A 22,494-nucleotide genomic window follows, 5' to 3' on the forward strand; every position below is an offset into this window, starting at 1 on the left:
ATGGAAACGGAAAAACAACGGACACAAATTTTAAACGATAATCTCTGGAAGATTTTAATAGATTTTTCATGGCCGGCAGTTATTGCGATGTTCCTGCTTGGAGCGAACAATGTGCTTGACGGAATATTTGTCGGGCGCTTTGCTGAAGAAGGCTCGCTTGCAGGTATTTCCATTGCGCTGCCGCCGGTAATTGCGCTTACCGGCTTCGGGCTCCTGATCGGAACGGGAGCGGGTTCCCTATTAAGTATTGCGATCGGCGCGGAAGATACCGATATTCGGCGGCGGTTATTAGGGAATGCGAATGCGCTGGTGCTTATCGCTTCGGCAGCGGTAATGCTGTTGGGATTTCGTTTTTCTCAGCCGCTGCTTTTTGCGATGGGTGGCAGGGGAAATGAACTTGTGCTCGGCGATGTGTATTACCGGACCCTTTTATGGGGTGCACTTCCTTGGATATATGCTGTTGCGCTCAATACGCTGATTCGCGCTGAAGGCAAAATGAAAACCGCTGCCGTCATTATGGCGATAGGTTTGGCGGTAAATGGGCTTTCAAACTATGTGTTGATGGTTTTGCTTAAGCAGGGCATTAAGGGGGCTGCAATCGGTACGAACATCGGTATGATCGTGCAGGCGTTGATCTGTATGCTGTATATTATTCATTCCCCATTGGTGCAGCGAGATGCGGATTCCGCGGGCGACAGGATATCTGTTTCTTTGTTGCAGCGAGCATGCGCAATCAGGTTGGACAAAGATATTGTCAGTACGATTATTCGAATGGGGTTATCTTCTTTTATTATGCAAATTATGATGGTGCTGCAAAGTATGTTGGTATTGAACGTTATTGCCCGCTATGGCTCTGCTCACGATATTGGTTTTTACGGTGTAGTTACCCGCCTGTTCAGTTTTGTCATACAACCTCTTGCAGGACTCATGATTGCGATGCCTCCTATCATCGGTATTAATTTCGGAGCAGGACGATCTGAGCGGGTTATTGCAGTATTTAAATGTTTTTTAATGGCTGCTTTTATTCTCGTACTTCCCTTTTGGATTTTTGCACTTACCATGCCCGAAGTAGCTGCCGGTGTTATGATGAACCGTGCCCTGATTACTACAGAGAATAGCATACAAATTAGGATCTTTATGGCACTGCTGCCTGTGATGCCGCTTACTTTTTTAACACTGAGTTTTTTCCCCGCAATCAACAAAGGCCTTAGTAGCTCTGTAATTGCTCTTATGCAGCAGGTCGTACTGTATGTTCCCGTTATGCTGCTTTTGCCTCGTTTCACCGGCGTCCGCGGTGTGTACTACGGTACGTTGTTTATCGAACTGGTAACGGCAATTCCGATCCTCATTTTAATTAAACGTGAATTCCGACTGTTAAGAACGGGTGCAACTCGCTGGGTAAAATGATGAAGTCCGGTACGGCTTTTGGGAGAAAGGGTATTAAAGCCGACTGCAACCACCTTATAGAACACACAGTGCGAAACGTTGAGCACTGTACCCCGACGCTTGCGTCGGGGTTGTTGATTCGTTTCAGCTATTTATTCATTGGTTTTTATATTTTGCAGATGATCAGTGTGTGTAATCAGTGCATTGAGCGTACCGATTGATTCGCTCGTTTCGGCTTCTACTCCGCGTGTTGTCTCAACTGCATCATTTAAACTTTTGATATTTGTGAACATAGCCGCTATTTCCGTATGTACTTTTTCGGTTGCTTGCAATAAGCTGGTAAAACTTTCATTGATTTTGTTTCTTAGTTCAGATACCTCGGTTTGTTCCTCTTGAACATCAACGGATTGATCAGCCAGCGATTGCATAGCGCTGTTCATTTTTTCTGCCTGTATATCGACGTCTTTTAAAAATGATGAAATATCTCCTAATATCGTCTGGAAGTTATTGACCTGTGTATTGATATTGTCAAAGCTTTTTCGCAACACATCCGAAGCTTCTGCAGAGTCTTTAATGCTTTTATTGATATGCTTTAAAATCTTACCGGTATTATCAGCTTCATACGCAGAGTTTTCTGCAAGTTTTCGTATCTCATCGGCAACAACGGCAAATCCTTTTCCCGCTTCTCCGGCATGGGCAGATTCTATTGCCGCATTCATAGCCAATAAATTCGTTTGCTCTGCGATAGCGGTAATAATTTGGTTTGTTTCCAGCAGGCTTTCCGAACTTTCGTAAATCGCATTGATAATATCCGTAACCGTTATTAAATGATGTTTACCGGCATCACTTGCTTCACGGATGTAAGAAAAGTTATGATTTATTTCGTTGAACTTTTCCGTTAGTCCGTTAGTAGCATTATTCAACTGTTTAATTTGTGTTACCGTTTCTTCCGCCGCATCGGATTGCCGTTCAATTCCTTGGCGCATCGTATTCAAGAAAGCGTTAAAGCTGTCGGTTGCGTTTTGCGTACTCCGAAGCTGATTACTTTGTTCGGACATTTCGGATCTTAACGTTTGCACTTGAATTGATAAGGCCTGCATTGCCTTTTCTGCTCCATCCATGTTTTGTGACAGAACCGTTTCTTGTTGTTGTAGCTTATCGCTAGTGTTTCTGATTTCATTAAATAAAAGTGTTTTTTGTTTGTTTGAATCCGACAGTTGTATTTTTATCTCCTCGCTTTGACGATTGTAAATATGTGTTTTCCATGCAAAACCGAATGCCTGCGCTAATAAAAATGCGGAAAAACCGAAAGGCAGAAGGTTGCCTGTAGAAATAATCAGCATACTATAAAGTAAATCATTGACAGTAAATAATATTAACGCAACGATACCGACGATAATAAATATCGCCCCTTCCCGTTTACGCATAAGCAGCTTGATGATCAAATAAATGACATACACGATAATCATGACAATCACGAATTGGTGAACTTGTATGAGTTTTCCGTATATATAAGACGGTGTTACACAAATAAAGGCGGTGTATGTCAACGCTTCGATCATAATGATACGGTTAATAATTTTATGAGTATCTTTTGGATAGAGCGTAGCAAAATAACCGACTACGGAAAAACCGAGCAGTGCAAAGGTAAGGTAGTCGATTTTAGTATCAATACTCCACGGTAAAGAAGAAAAAAGGATTCTAAAGACCGGACCCTTTACCATGTTGCGGAGAACAACAAGGATGCTGAAGAATACGAACCATAGGATACTTTTATTATCCGGTTGAAATAGATAGAGCGCAAGGTGATACAGGATAATTGCTGCACCAAAACCGAAAACAAAGATCTCAATAAAGAGAAATGCAAAATTGGCGCTGTCGACTTTTGCCTTTGTCGAAAATCTAATGGTTTGGTAAATACCTCCGCGCGAATGAAAAAAGTTTGAAACTTGAATGGCAAGGAATACTTCAGTGATGTCTTTTGGAATATAATAGAGAATATCTGCTTCGCCACGGATCGATGCTTCTCGTGAAGCTCCAACTCGTCCTGAATGGTCTTGTAATTCTCCATTCACATAGAGACTCCATGCTGAAACCGGAGAAGGAATTTGTATTGCCAATTCTGGGTGTCGTTCCGGTAATAAAATCTGCAGCGTATAGGTACCGTATCCGAAAGCGGACATCTTTGTTCCGTCGGATAAAACGGTTGCGCTCCATTCTTTAGGACATTCGATAAATACTGCAGGGTTACGCACATCTTCCGGTGAAGAAAGTAGCTGACGATTATAGAATCCCATCTTACCGCTTATCGCAATAGTTTTAGCGCTGTTGAAGTTATTCCCGCGGAGATCGAGTACCCCGTTCTGAATGGTTTGGGGAAACACGGGGGCAAAGCATATACTCAAGATTAAAAACGCTGTAAGTCTTTTTATATGTTTCATTGTCTCTCTCCTTTTAAATTTACCGAGGCTGCATAAAGCGGGCAGCCTTAGTAATCCTTTGTTTCTATTCTTTGATACGGGCGGCAAGCGCTTGGGCGGTAAATCCGAGATGCTCTGCAACTTTTTTTGCGGGTCCCGATTCGCCGAAACGTTCTATCGAGAAAATATCTTTCTCCGGCGACTGTACCCAGCCTTCCCAGCCTTGTTTAACTCCGGCTTCCGCAACCATTACACGGCCGTTGTTACCGACTAGCTGCGCTTTACAGGAAGATGCTTGTGCATCCAGCAGCTCTTTCGACGGAACGGAAACAACCCGTACTTTTTTCGGAGCGGCGAGTTCTGCGGCTTCGCAGGCGAGGCTAACCTCGGAACCGGTTGCAAGTATCGTTACATCGGGCGTACCGATCGTGTCTTTTACGATATAGCTGCCGGCGGCTTTCATCAGAGCTTTCCACTGAGGTTCGGCTTTTTCCAGTATGGGCAGATTCTGGCGGCTCAGTATTAAACAGACCGGCCGGTCTTTCTGCTCAAGCGCGATTCTCCATGCGACGGCGGTTTCTTCCGCATCGGCAGGGCGGAGTACCAGTAGATTAGGAATGGCGCGGAGGCTTGCGAGTGTTTCCACCGGTTGATGGGTCGGGCCGTCTTCGCCGACAAAGATGGAGTCGTGGGTTAATACAAAAATAGAAGGGATGCGCATCAGCGCCGCGAGCCGGAGCGCCGGACGCAGATAGTCGGAGAACACGGCAAAGGTTGCGCAGAAGGCGCGGAAACCTCCGTGCAGCTGAATACCGTTGGTAATCGTTGCCATCGCGAATTCTCTGATACCGAAGTGGATGTATCGTCCCTGCGGCGTTGCTGCGGTAAAGGATTGGGCATCCTGCAAGGCAACCGCATTCGGCCCCTGCAAGTCCGCCGAACCGCCGACGAGATTCGGGAATGCCTTTGCAAAAGCGTTCAGTGCGGTTTTAGAAGCCGCCCGCGTCGCAATCATTTCATCTTTTTTAAAGACAGGATCGGTAACACCGTCGAGTACGGCTTGATCGATGCCGCCTTGTACAAAGCTGCGATCCCATTCTTTGCGCTGTTCGGGATAGGCGGCGCTCCATGCGGCAAAGCGGCTATTCCAGTCCGCTTCCGCTTGAGCAAACTCCTTTTGCCGCTCTTCAAAATAACGGTAGGCTTCGGGGGCAACAAAGAACTGCTTTGCAGGATCAAGCCCCAACGTCTTCTTTGCCTGCGCCAGCTTCTCTTGACCGAGCGGCGCTCCGTGTGCGGCGGCGGTTCCCTCAACGGCGGGCGCTCCCTTTCCGATCACCGAATCGAGTATGATGAGCGAGGGACGGGGATCTTTTTTTGCCTCCGCAGTGAGCTTTTCTATATCGCTGTAAGAATACATCGAACCGTGCAGCACCTGCCAACCGTAAGCCTCGTACCGCTTTGTAACATCTTCGGTAAAGGCGATATCGGTTGAACCGTCTATCGTAATATTGTTTTTATCATAGTATACAATGAGCTTACCGAGTTTCAGCGTACCGGCAAGGCTCGATGCTTCGGAAGAAACGCCTTCCATTAAACAACCTTCTCCCACCAGCGCGTAGGTGTAGTGATCGACAATGCGGTACTCTTCGGTATTGAACCGCGCTGCCAGCATCGCTTCGGCAATCGCCATACCGACTGCGGTAGAAATGCCCTGACCGAGCGGCTCGGTGGTGGCTTCAACGCCGGGGGTGAGGCCGTATTCGGGATGCCCTGCACAGCGGGAACCGATCTGCCGGAATGAGCGGATATCGTCAAGCGAAAGATCGTAACCGGCAAGATGCAGCGCGGCATACAGGAGCATAGACCCGTGCCCCGCCGACAAGATGAACCGGTCGCGGTCTACCCATTGGGGATTTTTCGGATTATGCCGTAAAATTTTTGCATACAGCACCGCTGCGAGTTCGGCGGCTCCGAGCGGAAGCCCGGGATGGCCGGAATTGGCTTTTTCGATTGCATCGATTGAAAGGCTCCGTATCGAAAGCGCTACGGCGTCAAGTTCTTTATTCATAGTTCCTCCAATATGTTACGGCTGCGGAATAAGTTCGAGCAGCTCGGCGATAATTTCATCTGCACTGATATTTTCCGCGCTCGCTTCATACGAAAGTTTTAAGCGGTGGCGCAGAATAGGGTAGGCGAGAGTTTTTATGTCTTCTGGAAGAACGTAGTCGCGTCCGTTTAAAAATGCCCGTATCTTTGAGCACCGGTAGAGGGCGATGCTCGCGCGGGGAGAGGCTCCAACGGTGATATAGCTGAGGTAACTGCCGCGGGGCAGCTCTTCCCGTTTTTCGATAATGGGACGGGTTGCCGTAACCAGTGAAATAATGTATTCGTGTAAACCTTCAGTACAGCGGACGGCTTCGGCGCTTTTGCGGATGGTATGGAGCATATCGACGGAAAGAATTGCTTCGGTTTCGGGTGTTTGCATTTTTTTTACCGAAGCGGTGATATTCTCGCTTTTCAGCATGATGATGAGTTCATCTGCCGGTTTAGGGTAGGGGACAAAAAGTTTAAACAGGAAGCGGTCGAGCTCCGCTTCGGGAAGGGGGTAGGTGCCTTCCTGTTCAATCGGATTCTGGGTCGCAAGTACGAAAAACGGTGTGGGGAGCGGATAGCTCGTTTCTCCGATGGTAACCTGACCTTCCGCCATCGCTTCGAGCAATGCGGATTGAACTTTTGCCGGAGCACGGTTTATTTCGTCAGCCAGCACTACGTGCGCAAAAAGCGGCCCCTTTCGTACCGCAAAGCGATGCGCGGTAGAATCAAAGATGAGCGTTCCGGTGAGATCGGCAGGCAGCAAGTCGGGCGTGAACTGGATGCGTTTAAAACTTAATTGAGAAAGCTCCGCAAAAGTTCGTACCGTTAAGGTTTTGGCAAGACCGGGCGCCCCCTCCAATAACACGTGTCCGCCTGCAATATAAGCGACGAGAATGTCATCAATCAGCTGCTCCTGCCCAATGACGGATACGGCCATTTGTTGTTTAAATGCAGCAACTCGCTGCAGCACTTCGGTTGGTAAGCTCTCCATAATAACGAAAGTGTACGCATATTTTTCATTCTATGCAAGATAAGGTAATTCTGTAACTTCTTATAATCTTATTCCTTGTATGTAGGCTGCATTTTACTTTTAATCATATTGATAGTGTTAAAAAGATCGATTTTAAAGGAGCCGCTTGTGAAAAGACTTTTTTCCTTATTTTGATTCTTGCCGGTGTGTTTATAATTAGCGGGTGTCCTCACTCTCCGAGAATATATAGTGTAACCTTTGATACGCGTGGACTTACCACCCCACCGGCTCCGGTAACTGTTATTAAAAATCATACTATTTCTGCAACTGATATACCGAATCCTACGCATCCGACATGGAATTTTTCCGGCTGGTATAAAGATAAAAATTGCAATGCTCAATGGAATACGGCCTCCGATATCGCTATGGGGAATATGACGCTGTACGCAAAATGGACTCCTAAAACTTTTTTAGAAAAGGAGTTATGGGAAAGTAAGAAAACTGAAGGAGCGACAAACTATTTTCGAATTCCGGCATTGGCACAGACAAAAGACGGGACGCTGATTGCCGTTACGGATTTACGGTACAATCATACTGCCGATATAGGCAGGTTCGGGCCTAATGGGGAGTGGAATCAACACTCCGATATCCATCGCGTGGATGTAATAGTTAAACGCTCTACCGATAACGGCTTGACGTGGGATAACAGCAGTACAAAAATTACAAATGCACCGGATAATTCCGTGAAATACGGTTATGGAGATGCCGCTATCGTAGCAGATAGGGAATCGGATAATGTACTGATTATTTGTGCTCACGGGGACACTCGCTACGGACATTATACAGCAGGAAATGCAAGTACGCGGCTTAAAGTCGTCAGGATTCGTTCCTCAAACGGAGGCAGAACCTTCACATCGCCTGAGGATATTACGACTTCCATTTACGGTTTAAACGGTAGTTGGGGAACGCTCTTTTTCGGTTCCGGGAAGATTATGCAGTCTCGCAAGATAAAAAAGGGTAGTTATTATCGTATTTATTCAGCAATTTTGATTACAGATACGGCAAAGCACCTCTTCGGAAATGCCGTATTGTACTCTGACGATTTCGGTGAAGCATGGCATGTTCTCGGTGGTGCAACAGTGTCGCCGATACCGACCGGCAATGAAGCCAAGGTTGAAGAGCTTCCCGACGGCAGAGTACTGCTTTCAAGCCGCACTGAGAACGGACGTCTTTTTAATATCTTCACTTATACAAATGAAGGAACTGCAAGCGGGCATTGGGAAAGCGCTCAAACTGCGCCGCTCGGAACGGAACGAGGTACGAACGGTGAAATATGTATTATAAAGGTTCGTAAAGCTGATACGAAAGCGCCGGTATATCTTGCATTACAGTCTATTCCCTTATCCTCAAAACCGCACCCTAAGAGCGGTGAACCGAACATCCGCAAGGATGTCGGCATCTATTGGCGCGTAATAGAAGAGAACATCAGTCTTTCGGCATTGGCAGATAAAAATCAGTGGAAAAAATATCAAGTATTTACCGGAGAGAGCGGGTATTCGGCAATGGTAATGCAGCAGGATCACCGGATCGGCTTCTTATATGAGAAATATGATCATGTTACCAACCTTGGCGATATGAATGACGTATACGATATATGTTATGAAAGTTTGCCTATCAGAACTATTACTAACGGCGAATACGAAGCGGCGTTTTTAACGGAGTAGCAACATAGTTTCCGTAAGCCTTTTGAAAATAGACTGTCCAGAAGTGTACCTCCGTGTACACTTCTGGACGCGAGTTTTTGTTCCACAAAAACATCGCTGCTGCATGGAACCACGGACGTCCTGTCCGTTCTGGTACGTTGAGGATTTTCAGTAGCGGCACATACGGTATAATACCCTTTCCGTAAGCCTTTTGAAATGACGGTACAGATACAAGGAGTTAGGCAAAAAAGTACCGCAGGCACGGTACAAAATGTACATCCCTGTACATTTTGTACCTACGTGTTTGCAGGGCAAACACGCTACTGACTAGAACCACCGCCGTCCTTGGCGGAATTGGTACGTTGAGGATTTTCAGTAGCGGCACATACGGTATAATTTCCGTAAGCCTTTTGAAATAGACGGTACAGATACAAGGAGTTAGGCAAAAAAGTACCGCAGGCGTATCTTTGATACGTTGAGGACACTTTTTTGCCGTACGACGCAGTAGATGTGCCGTATATTTCAAAAGGTTGGTCTAGTAGGTCTTATTATGCGGCAATATAATCGGGAACAGTTTTACATCCTTTGCTTTTGCCGCTTCGATAACTCCCTCTTTCGTAATTGAACCTTGAGGGCGGGGATGGGGCGGGGCATCGCCGATAAGGATCAGTTTACGGTCGGTATCCGCATCGGTGCGCCATTCAAGGTCGAGTCCCGCGTCGATGCCTTCGTAAACCGCTTCGGGGATGTCGCGGCCGCCGAATACGCTAAAACTCCTGAGCGCAGCGGAAAAACGATCGATATCCGAGGTAAAATCGGTTGCGGTTTTAGTCAGAAAATCATCATAGTAGTCCTTATAAAGGACAAGCCCTATCCGGTATGAATCATATTTGGGAAGTACCTTTTTCAATGAAGCCGCAAGTAGCTCTCTGACTTTTTTTATATCATCCTTCATACTTTCGGTTGCATCGATGACAAACACCACATCGAGTTTTTTGTGTTTCTTCGGCGTCAGAATTACTTCAATTGAGGGCATAATACCGTCGACGTTTTCAGAGTAGATCAGTTTATTGCCGCTCAAACGGGCAAGTTCCGAAAAAGAAGCGGCGGCCGGTTCGCTAAAGGCCGGATCATGTACTTCCTTAATTGATTTTTGCGTTACACGCAGTACGAAGGGGTTATCGCTAAAGGAGCCGGTATAATCGGCATACGGCTTCTCAAATGCGCGGATATTAAAAAATGTGCCGTCCAATACCTGCACTTCGCCGTGTCTGTCCCATTCATAGCCGTAACAGATAATGTACGGTACCCAGATATGAAATGCTTCGCCGAGCGGCGTGTCTTTTTCGGGACTGGAGTCTATCAGGCTGTAAAGCCGCTTTCCGCGGGTATCCAGCTCTTTGCCGTTTAGGATACGTTTTTCATCGCCGTTAATGCTGTTGTATTGGAAATCACGGTATGCAAAGTTATCGAGCCGATTTTGAGGATCCTTTGTCGTCTCTGTCATCAAGATGGAAGCGATATCGGGCTTCTTTCGAATATAAAAGTGATATCCGGCGCCCTTGGGGTCTTGAATAACCGCAAGATCGCTTTGGTCAAGCTCTAAATCCGCCCCAAATACGGGAAACAGGAATCCGATAAGCGCAATAACCGTAATAATACCGTTCTTTTTCATATCTTTAATATCGAACGGATTACTTACGCGGCTTAATCTTTTTCTGCGCTTTTTCGAGATTTTTCTGTTTGCTTTCCTTTATATCCCATTCAACGTCGATGAGGCGGGCTTCCAAATCGGGGATTCTTTTGAGGTTGATACAGCTTTTCCGATGAATGATAACTCCTCTACCGTTGGCGACATAGCCGCAGATGGCAGAATCGGAGGTCGGTTTACAGCACCCTGCAAAACGTACGGGAAAGTTGGTAGAACCGCCGATGCGTATCCGCAATGCAGGGTTCTTCTTGGGATCCTTTTGAGCTGATTCAAGTTCCCGTTTTGCCGTTTCAGCTTCTTCCGGTGTTTCTTTGGGCGGACGCAACGCTTCTTTTGCCGAATCTTCCGTAAGATCCGTTCGCTGTCCTTTTTCTTCTTTTTCACTGCGGAGCAGGTTTTCGTTCAACTGAAGCCAAGCACGGATTTTTTGACGAGCCCGCGTCGTATGGGCGTTTTCGTACTGGTTGTGCGTGGGGTGCGCGTTCGGGTGCGTGATAACCTCTACCACTTGTGTGTTTTTGAGCGGGCGAGAAAGCGGGATGATGGCGCCGTCTGCTTTCGCGGATACGAGCTTTTCTCCTATCGACGAATGGATACGGTATGCAAAATCGACGGCGGTTGCACCGGCAGGCAACTCGATAATATCACCCTTAGGAGTAAACACAAAAATCGAATCGCTTAATAAATCGCTTTTCAGTTCCGCGAGGAATTCTTCATTATTAAAGCGCTGTTGCGCGAGCGACTTGACCTGCTGCACAAAAGATAATTCCTGCTCGTTCGCTGTTTTGTTCTTGCTGTGTTTTTTATACACCCAGTGGCTTGCAACGCCGCGTTCGGCTATTTCGTGCATTTCGTGCGTGCGGATTTGGATTTCTAAGGTTTGGCCGCCTTTGCAGATAACGGTGGTGTGGAGACTTTGATAGCCGTTCGCTTTCGGCATCGCGATGTAATCCTTGAAGCGGCCTTCAAGCGGCTTCCATACCGTGTGCATCAGGCCGAGAATAGTATAGCACTCGTTCACGGTGGTGCATAAAATCCGCACGGCGAGGAGGTCGTACAATTCATCCGCCGCCTTGTTCCGCTTTTTCATTTTTTGATAGATAGACCAAAAATGTTTGGCGCGGCTTTGCACCTTAACCTTGATTCCCGCTTTCTCCATCGTTTGATAGATGGTTTTTTCGGCGCTTTGCAAAAAGGCTTCCCGTTCTTTTTTCTTTGCTGCAACAACGGTTTTTATCTGATCAAAGGCTTCGCGGTTGATGTATTTGAGACTTAAATCTTCAAGCTCATTTTGAACGGTGGAAATACCCATCCGCTGGGCAAGCGGCGCCCAGATTTCACTGATTTCGCCGGCGATACTGCGTTGCCATTCCGCAGGGTATTCGGAAATATACCGAATCTTATCGAGCCGGTCGGCAAGCTGGACAATCATAACCCGTAAGTCACTTACGAGGGAAAAGAACATCTTGCACACGGTATCGGTATGTTCTTTGCTTTTGCCGTACAGCTTTACGTCGGAAAACTTTGCCGCCGCATTCAGGATGTCCGCTACCGTATCTCCGAATTGTGCGCGCAGTTGATCATCCGGTAAAGTAAAGCTCCCGTCTTCGCTGTACAGCAGTGCACAGATGATACTTTCGGAATCCATTTCAAGCTCGGCAAGACTGTGCGCCATGCGTAGCGAATGAGCGGCGTCATGCGGAATGGGGGCGTCTGCAGCCGTATCGGGTATACGGTTTGCAAGCAAAAGATTCCACGCCGCGGTAATCCGGGCGGCGTCTTCAGGACTTTCCGCTTCCGCATAACAGGGATACTGCGCAAAAAAATGTTCAAGACTGCTTAAGTTTTCAACTTTTTGTATCATCGTGTCATCCTCAGGAAATGGTAACCGCAGCAGATCGTGTTTTTAGCAGCCCCGCAAAATAATTGAGGTCTTGATCAATTGGTCTGCTGTGATTGCCCTTCTGTAAAAATAAACTGTGTGAAATTTTTGACAAAATTTCACACGGAAGGGAACAACCGTTACACTAACCTTAGTGCGGTTGTTCCGATACGCCTTCGATTAGTCTGTCTTGGCCTGCTAAGTCCTGATGGATACGGATGTCCGAAAAGCCTGCGGTTTCAAAGAGCTTGCTTGCGGCTTGGGCATGGTATTGGGGCTGTCTAAAAGCTTCAGCTTTTGGACAGTTTCCTTAGCTTTAGATTCTACATGGAACTATTGATATCCCGTCAGAAAAGCGATATTTCGACGTTGTCGAAATATGCTGGCAAAAACGTATAAGGAGACATACCTTTGGCAATGCGACGCAATAAATGCGCAGTATATTTTCAAAAGAATTTTAACATTCCAAGATAACAAGTCCATCAGGTAGCTCATTGGAATTTTCTGCGTCGCTAGGAAAGTTCTGTTGTAGAATCCTGCCGCATTCCTTTACGGCGGTAACAAAGGCTTGGGCTGCGCGGTGTTCTTTTAATCCTGTGGTCATAATTTCGCAAATGCCGTCCCATTTAGTTTGCGCTACTTTTGCAGCAATTCCCGAATCGGCGATGACAAAGAACTTCCGTTCCAGTACGGATGCAAAGATGAGAACGCCGGAATGTTCCGCTGTTTTATATACGCCGCTTTCGACAAAGTGTTGCAGTGCACGCGCATATACACGACGATTTTTTAAAGTATTCGGAATAATCAACCGGTCGATTGCGGGAATATTTACCAGTAAATAAACAATAAATACAGCAGTAGCTGCACCACCTCCGATGACCGCTGTCAGCTGGGCAGGGGACGGAAACCAAACGGTGCGTTCTAAAAGACTCCAGATAGGAGCGGAACATAAAAACAGAATGAAAAAAGAAAGAAACGCCGCGCAACATGCAATGAACAACTCTACAAAGGCATATGAATCGCTTTGGTATACAACCGCAAGGGCAATCTCTCCGGTAGTCTTTTTTTCAACCTCCGCGACCGTATCGGCAATTTCTCTCATTTGAATAGGAGAAATATTCATTAGCTTTAATAGCCTATTTTTTTTCATCGTATTCCTTCCTCATTTAAAGCAATCTGGAGTATCTTCTAAAAACGTCCAGTTTTAAAAAATACCTATTATGGCATATTTTATGAAAAACGGCATATCACATATTATCCTTTCCGATGCGATTACCCTGCTTTTCTTATCGGCTTTTATGAAAGTTTATATACTGCATAATTGATTAAGTGATATTCCTTCTTGTGCTGCCTGCAATGCCGGTTTTTTACCGGTACTATGCAGTGTTCGTTGTAATAAGGAATTAATGAATCGTGAGTTAGAAAAAGCATATTTTCAACTTTCGCCTGACATATCAACCTTTGCAGTATAGCTCATAGTATGTCTTCCTCTGTATTTATAGTATATGAGAGACATACCTACTGTCAACAACACCGAAACCACAACCTCAATTATTTTGCAGGGTTGATCAATTTAGCTGCTTTGATTACCCTTCGTTAAAATACGCCCTCGATTAGTCTGTCTTGGCTTGCTAAATCTTGGTGGATACGGACATCCGAAAAACCTGCGGTTTCAAAGAGCTTGCTTGCGGCTTTGGCATGGTATTCTCCTACCTCGCTTAAAAGGACACCGTTGCGGTTCAGGACAGTACAGGTATTATTTGTCAAAATCCGTATGAAATCAAGACCGTCGGAGCCGCCGTCGATGGCTAATGCCGGTTCATTCCGCCCGTCTTTGAGTAGTTCCTGCGTCAATGTAGAGGGTACATACGGCGGATTGGCCGCGATGAGGTCGAAACGGAGAATATTGGTGAGTAGGGAAGATGGAGATAGTGATTCTCTAACATGGGCGATGGTTTCCGGCAATGTACGCATATCTCCTTCGATGATATAAAGTCGCGTTTGTGTTTCAGCCGACAGGAGCCGCTGTGCATTGCGGCGGGCTATGGCGAGGGCTGCGGGAGAAATATCGGCGGCAATACAGCAGAGATTTCGTATGTTTTCAGCTTCAAGCGTATGCAAGATGGAAATTGCAACGCAGCCCGATCCGGTACAGGGGTCGAGTATGAACAGATTTTGTTCGGGTAGGAGAGCCGCCGCTTTTTCTCTTATGATAGCAAGGCTCCGCTCTACCAGCAGTTCGGTGTCTGGCTTAGGGATCAGCACATCGGGACTCACGTGGAAGGGAAGCCCCCAAAAGTCTTTTTCGCCGGTGATATAGGCAACGGGTAAACCGGTACAGCGCCGCTCTACTGCCGCGCAAAAGGCTTCCCGTATCGGGGAAATATCGGTGTCATCATGGGCAAAAAGCCATGCCCGCGGCTTATTGAGGAAGTGCTGCAGCAGGACATCCGCATCAAGCATTAAAGACGAGCGGAGCTGCGTTTTCAGTATTGCCGACTGCATAAACAAATCGACGGCACAGCGGCGGGCATCGGCGACGGTAAACATCCGGTTATGCTTGGGCTTTCATCATTTGCTCGCGGGCGGCGATGCAGAGCGCTTCGACGATTTCGTTGAGGTCTCCCTGCATAATCGCATCAAGCTTGTAGAGGGTCAGGTTAATCCGGTGGTCTGTTACGCGGTTTTGCGGATAGTTGTAGGTGCGGATTCGTTCCGAACGGTCGCCCGAACCGACTTGATTCTTCCGGTCTTCCGCCCGCTCGGACTGCTTCTTCGCTTCTTCCATATCGTAGAGGCGGCTCCGCAATACGCGCATTGCCTTTGCCTTGTTTTTTAATCTGGCTCTTTTCGTCCTGACAGATAACGACCAGCCCGGTCGGAATATGGGTAATACGCACGGCGGAGTCGGTTGTGTTGACGCACTGACCGCCGGGGCCTCCTGCGCGCATAACATCGATGCGCAGGTCTTCCTGTTTGATAACGATTTCCGTTTCCTCAGCTTCGGGTAAAACCGCGACGGTTACCGCACTCGTGTGAATACGCCCCGAGCCTTCCGTTTCCGGTACGCGCTGTACGCGGTGTACTCCCGATTCATAGCGGAGGCTTCCGTACACATACTTGCCCGAAATGGACAGCGTTACTTCTTTAAACCCGCCCAGCTCGGTTTCGTTAGAGGAAAGGATTTCGTATTTCCAGTTTTTCAATTCCGCATAGTGCGTGTACATTTTTAACAAATCCGCTGCAAAGAGCGCCGCTTCTTCTCCGCCGGTACCACCGCGTATTTCCATAATGATATTTTTTTCTTCAAGCGGATCGGGCGGAATGAGCAACACTTTAAGATTGTTCTCGCTTTGCTCCAGCTGCGCTTCGAGGTTATGCAGTTCTTCTCGAGCCATCTCTTTCAGCTCATGGTCGGTTTCTTCCTGCATCATTGTGCGGGTTTGCCCGATGTCTTTTTCCAATCGAAGGTACTGCGCATATTCTTCCATCAGCTTCGAAAGATAGGCATGTTCCCGCATCGCCTCCTTATAGCGGTTTTGATTTTTAATCAACGCAGGGTCTTGTATTTCTTCTTCCAGTTCTTTCCAGCGAATCGATAAACTTTCAAGTTTTTCTTTCATAATTATTCACCTTATAATGCTTTAGCATAATACTTTAGCCGAATAAAACGGCTGATACTATTGAAGGACGTTAATGCCGATAAATTGAAACACAGCTAAGGCTGCTGCATGGCTTCTAAAATCTCTTGATTGTTGAACAGTTTTGCGTAACCAAGCGCGGACATGCCCAGTCGGTCGGTGATGTTCCAATCGGCATGATGTTTTATGAGCAACTTTACCATTTGGGTATCCTTTCTGCCGACAGCGAGAATTAATGCCGTTTGTCCGTCTTTGCTTTGAATGTTTGTGTCTGCATTCTTTGAAAGCAGTAATTCTGCAGTTTTTAAATCGCCGATTTGAGCAGCTTCCATTAATGCCGAATAGGAACGATCTTCGGCACAGAGGTTTATCTCTGCTCCATAGTCAAGCAGCAGTGACGCAATTTCATAATGCGAATTTCTAATCGCAAGCGAAAGTACCGGAGTACCGCGTGTGTCGCGCTGCGAAGCATTATAACCCGCCTCTAAAAAGAGCCGAACAATCTCGTATTTTCCTTCTTCTACTGCTGCAGCAAAATTAGACTCACAACAAGGAAAGCCGCTATTCAACAACTTTTCTCGGGCGAGCTGTTTTCGTTCTAGTGCAAGAAAATTCTGTTGTTCTTTAATAAAATAATCTTCGAAAATATCAAGCGCAAGTGGAATGATAAATTGTTTACAGTTTTCCGGCAAAGGCAAGGCGCTTTCCTGTCCAAGTGTTAAAATAGGTAGATTTTTTCCGACGCCGAATCCTAAAAAGAAAATAAACGCAAGGTCTAGCGCTGATGTATTTTTACCGAGCACAAATAGAATATGTGACGCATCCTGCAGCAGTGCGATAGGAGAGCATACACCTTTCTCCCATATTGTATCGACTTGATAGTGTACGACATCGCATTGATGTGATGCAATAATATGAGCGGCAGCTTCGGAAATTTTCTTTTCAGTTTTTTTCGTACAGAATAACAATTTTCATGATATTATACGGTAATATATCGTAAAATAGAAATCATTTCAATGATTTTTGATATCCTGAGTCTTAATCGCACCCGACCGTATCAGCGCTATCTTTGCAGTCACCGGCCCCATCAATTCATATAACACCGAAGATGCTAGAATGATATTAAATAGGATAAGGCCGTCCTTTTCCGGCAACATTGCTTTACCCATAAACGCGAGTCCGATTGCAACACCTGCTTGCGGCATTAGCGCAAACCCCCATATTTTCCGTTATCTTCTTATCGATTGATAATATTTTACATGATGTGTATGCACCGATATATTTTCCGATTATGCGGATGAAGAAATATGCAACGCCGATAATCCCTGCCGTTACGATAATGCTTAGATCCATATTCATGCCGGAAATAATAAAAAAACTGCTCATCACCGGGGGAGAAAAATTATTCATTTGGTCGAATAGGGTTTTATCGTTTGTTCGATTATAATACACGGCGCCACACACCATACAGGCAAGCAGTGGGCTTACCTCAAAATATGAGCAGATACCGGAAATCAAAAAAAGAAACGCGACAGCTAAAATCAGCCTGTTATCGAAACTCCGCTTTTCCGTAATGAGAAACTCCATACACAGGGCGGTAAAGAAGCCTAACATCAACATGGCCGCATTAAGGCCGACCGGCGTTATAATACTCATGATATTAAAGACATCACTTTCTTGCGCATTGACGACGGCAACCATAATACTGAACACAAAAAAGGCAGACAACATCATCAAAGGCGGTGATACGCAGCAGCAAATCGACAAACGGCCCTTTGCCGTTGTATTCTTTGATAGTCATAATAGTGCTGGCAGGGGCTGTTGCGGTTGCAATCGCGCCGAGTAAAAGCGAGAACGAAAGCCTCATCTTAAAGACAAAGAGCATAACGACGGTAACTAAGCATCCCGCTAACAGGGATTCGCAGAGCGTGATAAAGACAACATTCCGGAATTCCTTTCTGCCGTCGCTTCGTTTAAAATATCTTCCCATATCGAAGGCGATAAAGCTGAGCGCGATAACCGAGATAACGTCCAAATTGACAATAAAATGGCGATGAATTAAATGTAATCCGCTCGGGCCGATCAGTATTCCGGCAAGAATATAGCCGCTCACTTTCGGTAGCTGGAGCCTTTTGGTGAATCGAGTGACTAAAAAGCCACTTATCAATATCAGAGAAAAGGATATCAGAATCGTAGTAGGTAAATTGAGGTCTTTAACAATGCTGTAAATAAAATCGATCATATTCATTTTTGCTCATCTCTGATACGCGCAGGTGCGTCGCCGAAAGGGCGATTGTGAATTCAGAGGTGTTTTATACTATAGTATATGGTTAAAAGACGCAACCTCCTTTTGAAAATATACGGCATATCTACTGCGTTTCTCTTATACTGCTGATTTCACTATTCTCTTTATCTTTTTTTCCCATAAAACCGATACATAATTTATATCCATAATGCTCGAGATATCCTCCGCTGTTATATCATATTTAGGCCCCCTTTCTCACAATGAGCTTATAAAATTACTCCATTCTTTTGCGATGACGCATGAAGTGGAGTGATACAATAAAAGTGCAGTACTAAAATTGCCGAAAAAGAGAGGAGGAAGGACAATGAAACGGTACGATCAGAATGGAAAACGATAGGGTAATTCGGGACAAAATGTATAAATTATCAATACATTTCCTTGACAATATGTCGAAAGCATTGTAGAATAATTAAAACCGTGCTCGAGCACGGTTTGATATTTTCGATTAGATGTTTTATTAGGAGGAATGTATGAAACGGAAAATCGGTATAGCTCTTATGGTCTTTATGACCGGAATAGGAGCCTTATTTGCGGGGGGCACAACAGAAACGTCAGAAGCACCCAGAATAGGCGTTTCCATGCCTACAAAGGATCTGCAGAGATGGACTCAGGACGGCGACAATATTAGAATGTTGTTGGAAAAATCGGGCTACAAAGTCGATTTGCAATATGCAAACAACGATATAGCCGTACAGGCATCTCAAATTGAAAATATGCTGACTAAAAACTGCAAAGTAATAGTTATAGCAGCAATCGACGGTTCATCGCTCACGGAAGTTCTTAAAACCGCCAAAGAAAACGGCGTTCCCGTTATTGCTTATGACAGACTTATTATGAACAGCGATGCGGTACGCTATTATGCAACATTCGACAACTACAAGGTCGGTCAATTTCAGGGAGCTTACCTGCGCGACACGCTTAAATTGGACACGGCAAAAGAACCTGTATACATCGAATTATTTACCGGCTCCACAGACGATAACAATGTGAACTTCTTTTTCCCGGGTGCAATGGATATTCTAAATCCTTACATCAAAAAAGGCGTCTTGGTCGTCCGTTCAGGACAAACCGAAAAAGCTCAGGTTGCAACACCCAACTGGTCAACTGAAGAAGCTCAAAAAAGAATGGAGAATTTGATCAGTGCCTACGGTTACGGTCCGACAGGCACAAAACTGCACGCGGTATTATCATCAAACGATTCCGTTGCGCAGGGTATTACCAATGCACTTGTTGCGGCCGGATACACGAAGGAAAACTTCCCGCTGCTTACGGGACAGGACTGTGATATTACTTCGGTAAAAAATATGTTGAAAGGCCGTCAGAGTATGTCGGTATTTAAAGATACCAGAACACTGGCAGGTAAAGTATCGGAGATGATTGACGCTCTCGTAAAAGGATCCAAACCTCCGATTAACGATACAAAAACGTATAACAACGGTACCGGAGTTATTCCTTCATTTTTGTGCGAACCTGTTTTTGCAACAATCGATAACTATAAAAAACTATTGGTTGAAAGCGGCTATTATACCGAAGCACAGTTGAAGAACTAAAATCGATTTGTGCTGAGGATTTAAGCGGTGCCGATTAACTGTCGGCACTGCTTTTGGATTGCGATTAAATACGGAAACAAAATGGAGACTGTTTTGACGGAAACGCTGTTGGAAATAAAAAATGTTACAAAAACATTTGCAGGTATAAAAGCTCTAAATGACGTCAGTCTGAAAATTGCCCGAGGTGAAATCCATGCTCTCGTAGGTGAAAACGGTGCCGGCAAATCAACACTGATGAATATTTTAAGCGGCATTTACCCCTACGGTACCTATACCGGTGATATACTATATGAATCCGAGCTGTGTACGTTTCATTCGGTAAAAGACAGTGAACGTAAAGGTATCGCCATTATTCATCAGGAATTGGCTCTTGTTCCCCACCTCAGTATTGCTGAAAATATTTTTTTGGGAAACGAGCAAGGAAAATCATTTAAAATTGATTGGGAAAAAACCTTTGCAAAAGCCGATGCGCTGCTTCGGACGGTAGGGCTGCATGAATCGTCACGGACGCTGATTAAAGATATCGGGATAGGCAAACAGCAATTAGTTGAAATTGCAAAAGCTTTGGCAAAAAATATTACGTTTCTCATTCTTGACGAGCCGACAGCTTCGTTAAACGAAACGGATTCACAAAAATTATTACATTTATTACTTGAATTTAAAAAAGAAAAATATAACGTCAATTATTATCTCACATAAATTGAATGAGGTATCCTTTGTTGCGGACAAAATAACCGTTATCAGAGACGGCTCTGTAATAAAAACTTTTGATAAAAAAACGGATGATTGCAGCGAAGATCTAATAATCAACGCAATGGTCGGTAGAAATCTGTCGGAACGTTTTCCGCCGCGCACACCTTGTATAGGGGATATTCGGTTTGAAGTAAAAGACTGGACGGTTGAACATCCCCCTGTATGCGGAACGGGAAGTATGTAAAAATATCAATATCAATTTACGCAAAGGTGAAGTTGTCGGCATAAGCGGTCTTATGGGAGCGGGGCGGACGGAATTTGCAATGAGTGTATTTGGACATTCCTACGGCGCGAATATCCGCGGACGGATTTTTATAAACGGGAAGGAAGTCCGGCTTAAAACCGTAAAAGATGCAATAAAACACGGGGTGGCATACGTAACGGAAGACAGAAAGGGCAACGGCTTAATTTTACATACAAGCATTTGCAAAAACACAACTTTAGCAAATATACGGAAAGTAAGCCGCCGCAATGTTATCCAAATCGATAAAGAACATGAGGCTGCACGGGAATGTGTTGAACAACTCAAAACAAAATGTACGGGAATAGAACAATCCGTAGTAAATTTATCGGGAGGGAACCAACAAAAGGTTTTACTCGGCAAATGGATTTTTGCCGAACCCGAAGTGCTGATACTCGATGAACCCACGCGCGGTATAGATGTGGGAGCAAAATATGAAATTTACTGCATAATAAACCGCTTGGCCGCAGAAGGAAAATCCATATTGATGATTTCTTCGGAACTGCCGGAAATTTTAGGTATGTGCGACAGGATTTATGTTATGAATGAGGGTAAAATTGTGGGAGAAATTCCGCGGGAAGAAGCTTCACAAGAAGCAATAATGGCTTGTATCGTCCAAACGAAAAAGGAGAACACAAATCATGCTTAATACTCTTTCGATCAAAAATATATTGAAAAAAAATACAATGTTTATAGCGCTCATTGCATTGATGATTTTATTTCATGCCCTGATCAGTTTTGCAGACAGCGGCTCCTTATTTGCCCCGACAAATATTTCAAATATTATAAGTCAAAACTCTTATGTTGTTATTTTAGCAACCGGAATGCTGCTCTGTATTCTCAGTGGCGGCAATATCGATTTATCGATCGGTTCAATTGTCGCACTTATCGGGGCATTAGCTGCCCATTTAATTATTCTTTTACATTGGAATATATATGTCGTGATGATTTTATGTTTATTAGCCGGTACGGCAATCGGGGCATGGCACGGCTTTTGGATTGCATACATACGCATCCCGGCATTTATTGTAACATTGGCAGGTATGCTTTTATGGAGAGGCGTTGCCTTAATTATTCTTAACGGTTTAACTTTGTCGCCGTTTCCGGAAAATTATTTACGTTATTTTACCGGCTTTATTCCGATAACAAAGGATAAAGGATTGATATTTTCCGTAACAGTCGGAACGGCAATTTTATGCTGTCTCATTTTCATTGCAAAGGAAATTGTGCAACGTATACAAAAAAAACAAAAAGCATATTCAACTGAAAGCTTCGGAATATTTCTTATACGCATTATTCTTATTCCTGCAATTGTATTGTTTTTAGCAACACTGCTCGGCCGCCATAAAGGAATACCGGTGATTTTAATTCTTTTAACCGTTGTTGTTCTTGTCTATACCTACATTACTCAAAATACGGTGCCGGGTCGGTATTTGTATGCGATGGGCGGTAACGAGCGAGCGGCTAAGCTGTCGGGCATTGATACAAATAAAGCGTTGTTTTTTGTATATGTAAATATGGGATTTCTTTCAGCCCTTGCCGCTCTGGTTTGTGTCGGCCGCTTTAATTCGGCAGCGCCTACGGCCGGTATGAATTATGAACTCGATGCAATCGGTTCATGTTTTATCGGAGGAGCATCGGCATACGGCGGAACGGGATCAGTCGGAGGAGCGGTTGTCGGAGCTATTTTTATGGGTGTTTTGAACAACGGAATGTCCATTTTAGGTATAGACTCGAACTGGCAGAAAGCGGTAAAGGGACTGGTGCTTTTAGCGGCGGTTGCTTTTGATGTCCTTTCAAAACGTCGTGAAAAAAGTTCAGTCTAATCCGTAAAA

Annotated in this window: 15 protein-coding genes and 2 pseudogenes; 5 read left to right on the forward strand and 12 right to left on the reverse strand. The window is 45.1% G+C overall.

The annotated features are described in order from the left end of the window. Window positions 1–1,407, forward strand: a complete 1,407-nt coding sequence (locus tag GWP43_RS06105) for an MATE family efflux transporter (RefSeq protein ID WP_162663422.1) — start codon at window positions 1–3, stop codon at window positions 1,405–1,407. 131 nt (window positions 1,408–1,538) lie between these two features. Here GWP43_RS06105 and GWP43_RS06110 read toward each other — a convergent pair whose 3' ends face one another. From GWP43_RS06110 to GWP43_RS06120, 3 genes are all read right to left on the reverse strand, one after another. Next, window positions 1,539–3,827 (reverse strand): methyl-accepting chemotaxis protein, encoded by a 2,289-nt coding sequence (locus GWP43_RS06110; protein ID WP_162663423.1) that lies wholly within the window; start codon window positions 3,825–3,827, stop codon window positions 1,539–1,541. Window positions 3,828–3,891: 64 nt separating this feature from the next. Continuing rightward, entirely contained in the window at window positions 3,892–5,877 is a 1,986-nt protein-coding gene (tkt, locus tag GWP43_RS06115; RefSeq protein WP_162663424.1) for a transketolase, read from the reverse strand. Window positions 5,878–5,892: 15 nt separating this feature from the next. Further along, window positions 5,893–6,894: an AAA family ATPase gene (locus GWP43_RS06120; RefSeq protein ID WP_162663425.1), complete on the reverse strand. Its 1,002-nt coding sequence runs from the start codon at window positions 6,892–6,894 to the stop codon at window positions 5,893–5,895. A gap of 185 nt (window positions 6,895–7,079) precedes the next feature. On the opposite strand from GWP43_RS06120, the gene GWP43_RS06125 reads away from it, so the two are divergent. Continuing rightward, the gene (locus GWP43_RS06125; protein ID WP_230978102.1) at window positions 7,080–8,597 is read left to right on the forward strand and encodes an InlB B-repeat-containing protein; all 1,518 of its coding nucleotides are present in this window, start codon (window positions 7,080–7,082) and stop codon (window positions 8,595–8,597) included. A gap of 514 nt (window positions 8,598–9,111) precedes the next feature. On the opposite strand, the gene GWP43_RS06130 is transcribed toward GWP43_RS06125, so the two are convergent. From GWP43_RS06130 to GWP43_RS14755, 9 genes and pseudogenes are all read right to left on the reverse strand, one after another. Then, on the reverse strand, window positions 9,112–10,251 hold the full coding sequence (locus GWP43_RS06130; protein WP_162663426.1) for a vWA domain-containing protein: 1,140 nt from the start codon (window positions 10,249–10,251) through the stop codon (window positions 9,112–9,114). A gap of 19 nt (window positions 10,252–10,270) precedes the next feature. Then, entirely contained in the window at window positions 10,271–12,151 is a 1,881-nt protein-coding gene (locus GWP43_RS06135) for a RelA/SpoT family protein (RefSeq protein WP_162663427.1), read from the reverse strand. Between the two features lie 475 nt (window positions 12,152–12,626). After that, the gene (locus tag GWP43_RS06140; RefSeq protein WP_162663428.1) at window positions 12,627–13,319 is read right to left on the reverse strand and encodes a TPM domain-containing protein; all 693 of its coding nucleotides are present in this window, start codon (window positions 13,317–13,319) and stop codon (window positions 12,627–12,629) included. Between the two features lie 446 nt (window positions 13,320–13,765). Further along, a complete protein-coding gene (gene prmC / locus GWP43_RS06145) occupies window positions 13,766–14,719 on the reverse strand; it encodes a peptide chain release factor N(5)-glutamine methyltransferase (RefSeq protein ID WP_162663429.1) in 954 nt (317 codons plus the stop codon). A gap of 4 nt (window positions 14,720–14,723) precedes the next feature. Then, window positions 14,724–15,792 (reverse strand): annotated as a pseudogene (prfA, locus tag GWP43_RS06150) (peptide chain release factor 1). Between the two features lie 95 nt (window positions 15,793–15,887). After that, the gene (locus GWP43_RS06155) at window positions 15,888–16,778 is read right to left on the reverse strand and encodes an ankyrin repeat domain-containing protein (RefSeq protein ID WP_230978103.1); all 891 of its coding nucleotides are present in this window, start codon (window positions 16,776–16,778) and stop codon (window positions 15,888–15,890) included. 45 nt (window positions 16,779–16,823) lie between these two features. Beyond that, complete coding sequence (locus GWP43_RS14745; protein ID WP_230978104.1) at window positions 16,824–16,979, reverse strand: hypothetical protein; 156 nt, start codon at window positions 16,977–16,979, stop codon at window positions 16,824–16,826. Further along, window positions 16,972–17,466: a cation:proton antiporter domain-containing protein gene (locus GWP43_RS14750; RefSeq protein WP_414162721.1), complete on the reverse strand. Its 495-nt coding sequence runs from the start codon at window positions 17,464–17,466 to the stop codon at window positions 16,972–16,974. Before GWP43_RS14750 ends, GWP43_RS14745 begins: the two co-directional genes overlap by 8 nt. Window positions 17,467–17,479: 13 nt before the next feature. Continuing rightward, window positions 17,480–18,058 (reverse strand): cation:proton antiporter, encoded by a 579-nt coding sequence (locus GWP43_RS14755; protein ID WP_230978105.1) that lies wholly within the window; start codon window positions 18,056–18,058, stop codon window positions 17,480–17,482. Between the two features lie 527 nt (window positions 18,059–18,585). On the opposite strand from GWP43_RS14755, the gene chvE reads away from it, so the two are divergent. The 3 genes and pseudogenes from chvE (at window position 18,586) to mmsB (ending at window position 22,485) form a co-directional block, all read left to right on the forward strand. Next, window positions 18,586–19,665 carry a multiple monosaccharide ABC transporter substrate-binding protein gene (chvE, locus tag GWP43_RS06165; protein ID WP_162663430.1) on the forward strand — a complete coding sequence of 360 codons (1,080 nt, stop codon included), beginning with the start codon at window positions 18,586–18,588 and terminating at the stop codon, window positions 19,663–19,665. A 93-nt stretch (window positions 19,666–19,758) separates the two neighbouring features. After that, a pseudogene (gene mmsA, locus GWP43_RS06170) lies at window positions 19,759–21,308 on the forward strand (multiple monosaccharide ABC transporter ATP-binding protein). Then, window positions 21,301–22,485 carry a multiple monosaccharide ABC transporter permease gene (gene mmsB, locus GWP43_RS06175; RefSeq protein ID WP_162663431.1) on the forward strand — a complete coding sequence of 395 codons (1,185 nt, stop codon included), beginning with the start codon at window positions 21,301–21,303 and terminating at the stop codon, window positions 22,483–22,485. The pseudogene mmsA and the gene mmsB overlap by 8 nt, the downstream one beginning before the upstream one ends. Window positions 22,486–22,494: the final 9 nt, after the last annotated feature.

The sequence above is a fragment of the Treponema vincentii genome (assembly GCF_010365865.1).
Taxonomy (GTDB): domain Bacteria; phylum Spirochaetota; class Spirochaetia; order Treponematales; family Treponemataceae; genus Treponema.

Bases quoted from the DNA above. Each gene is read 5' to 3' on its own strand.
- tkt (WP_162663424.1), bottom strand. From the start codon at position 5,877: ATGAATAAAGAACTTGACGCCGTAGCGCTTTCGATACGGAGCCTTTCA.
- GWP43_RS06140 (WP_162663428.1), bottom strand. From the start codon at position 13,319: ATGAAAAAAAATAGGCTATTAAAGCTAATGAATATTTCTCCTATTCAA.
- GWP43_RS06110 (WP_162663423.1), bottom strand. From the start codon at position 3,827: ATGAAACATATAAAAAGACTTACAGCGTTTTTAATCTTGAGTATATGC.
- chvE (WP_162663430.1), top strand. From the start codon at position 18,586: ATGAAACGGAAAATCGGTATAGCTCTTATGGTCTTTATGACCGGAATA.
- GWP43_RS06135 (WP_162663427.1), bottom strand. From the start codon at position 12,151: ATGATACAAAAAGTTGAAAACTTAAGCAGTCTTGAACATTTTTTTGCG.
- GWP43_RS06105 (WP_162663422.1), top strand. From the start codon at position 1: ATGGAAACGGAAAAACAACGGACACAAATTTTAAACGATAATCTCTGG.
- prmC (WP_162663429.1), bottom strand. From the start codon at position 14,719: ATGTTTACCGTCGCCGATGCCCGCCGCTGTGCCGTCGATTTGTTTATG.
- GWP43_RS14745 (WP_230978104.1), bottom strand. From the start codon at position 16,979: ATGGGTAAAGCAATGTTGCCGGAAAAGGACGGCCTTATCCTATTTAAT.
- GWP43_RS14755 (WP_230978105.1), bottom strand. From the start codon at position 18,058: ATGAATATGATCGATTTTATTTACAGCATTGTTAAAGACCTCAATTTA.
- GWP43_RS06120 (WP_162663425.1), bottom strand. From the start codon at position 6,894: ATGGAGAGCTTACCAACCGAAGTGCTGCAGCGAGTTGCTGCATTTAAA.
- mmsB (WP_162663431.1), top strand. From the start codon at position 21,301: ATGCTTAATACTCTTTCGATCAAAAATATATTGAAAAAAAATACAATG.
- GWP43_RS14750 (WP_414162721.1), bottom strand. From the start codon at position 17,466: ATGAGTATTATAACGCCGGTCGGCCTTAATGCGGCCATGTTGATGTTA.
- GWP43_RS06130 (WP_162663426.1), bottom strand. From the start codon at position 10,251: ATGAAAAAGAACGGTATTATTACGGTTATTGCGCTTATCGGATTCCTG.